At 66.4% G+C, this 1,542-nt stretch carries 2 protein-coding genes; both read left to right on the plus strand.

The window, feature by feature from the left end; genetic code table 11:
* The coding region (locus LLG88_00530) for a hypothetical protein (protein MCE5245399.1) at positions 1-831 on the plus strand (831 nt) is incomplete at its 5' end.
* 366 nt (positions 832-1,197) lie between these two features.
* A partial coding sequence (locus tag LLG88_00535) for a hypothetical protein (protein ID MCE5245400.1) occupies positions 1,198-1,542 on the plus strand: 345 nt, incomplete at its 3' end.

Below are 1,542 nucleotides of genomic sequence, written 5' to 3' on the forward strand. Positions count from 1 at the left end.
GCGCCCCGCGGCGCCGCGTCCGCCCGCTCCGCTCCGGCGCGCCGCGCGCCTCCGCTCCGCGGGCGGACGCGAACGACGCCGGATGGACGCGGCGCGCGGCGCTCGAAGATTTCAATTTACAGAAGCGACGTTACGCTCCCCGGGCTAGTCGTTCTCCTCGTCGGGGTGTCGTCGAGTCTTGCGGGTGCAAAGAGGAGCGTCAAGGTGATCGATTCAGACGGCGAACGCTGTGTGAACTGCGCCACCGGTGAGTCCGCTGCCGAAGTACTGGAGGCTGCACGCCTCTCACGCGCTCTCGATCTTCGCGCGTGGCTTTCGGAGCACATGATTCAGTCACCGATGCTGCGGGCGCTCCCACCGGGCCCGGCCCGCGATTCGCGTCGGCAGTTTGCCGGCGAGGTCTCGCGTAAGGTGTGCCTTGCGACAGGTTTGGAAACGATCTGTTACGAGCATGTTCCTTGTCGCTTGTGGGACTGCTACAAGTCGTACATGTCTCGCTTCGACGCGAGCGGCCATCGGCTGTGGCGAACCAGAGTTCCGACGATGGATGTGCCCGTGGTCCCCTTCGTGCACAGTGGAAGCATTCTGTACCTGAGCAACGGTGAACGATCCGTCGCGCTGGTTGTAGTGCGGTACGATAACGGAGACGTCTTGGAGCAGATCGAGCTACCGGAGTCGCTCGGCCTTGTGGTCGCGGAGATGCGTCCTACATGTCCGGCCGCGGTCGTTGCGGACCGCGTAGTAATTCAGGGTTGGCGAAGGGGCAAGGAAGGCGTCGAAGTCTCGGACATCTTCGTTGTGGATGTCGGCCACTTGAGGCAGGACAACTGAGCAAGGCATCGGGAGTTTGTTCTTCTCTTTTTTGCGCCGCACAGCACCACCGCACACCACCGCGCCGGGATAGTGGCTCGCGACTTCCGACGCATCACCTCTAGTCCGTACCTCGACCGTCCAAGAGTGAGCCGGCGGGCGCGGAGCATGACGCGAGGGGGATCTCGTGCTTGGCCGTGGCCACTGCCGCGGTTTCCGCATCGCCGCCACCATCCACGCGACCGGATGAAGGTCCCGGTCCGGGGTATCCTGTCGAACGGTGCCGGTGAGGGTGGTCGGTCTCCGAGTCGAGCGAGCAAGACGAGGTGGGCCAGAGAGATGCAGGCTCAGATTCGGGAAGAGTCACCGTACGACCCGTTCGGGAACATGACCCGGCGGACGATCCTCTCGCCGGCGGGGCGCGGGACGACGGAGGCGCTAGCGCTCGCCTTCGAGCCGGGGGCGGTGCCGGGAATGACGCCCTCGGGCGACGGCTCCCCGAACCGGAACCGGATCGCCGCGCGCGCCCTCTACGACGGCTCCGGCAACGCCATCCTGGACAACGGCGCGCCGCGCGCCGCGCAGGATGTCGAGTATGACCTCGACGGCAACGCGGTCCGTCTGCCGGGGAAGCTGCGTCAGACCGTGGGCGCCTCGTGGGACGCGCTCGGCCGGATGACGACGTTCGTGGAAGGCGACCCGAAGACGGAGCTCGGCGCGCCGGCCGAGACC

Source organism: bacterium (assembly GCA_021372775.1).
Taxonomy (GTDB): domain Bacteria; phylum Acidobacteriota; class Polarisedimenticolia; order J045; family J045; genus JAJFTU01.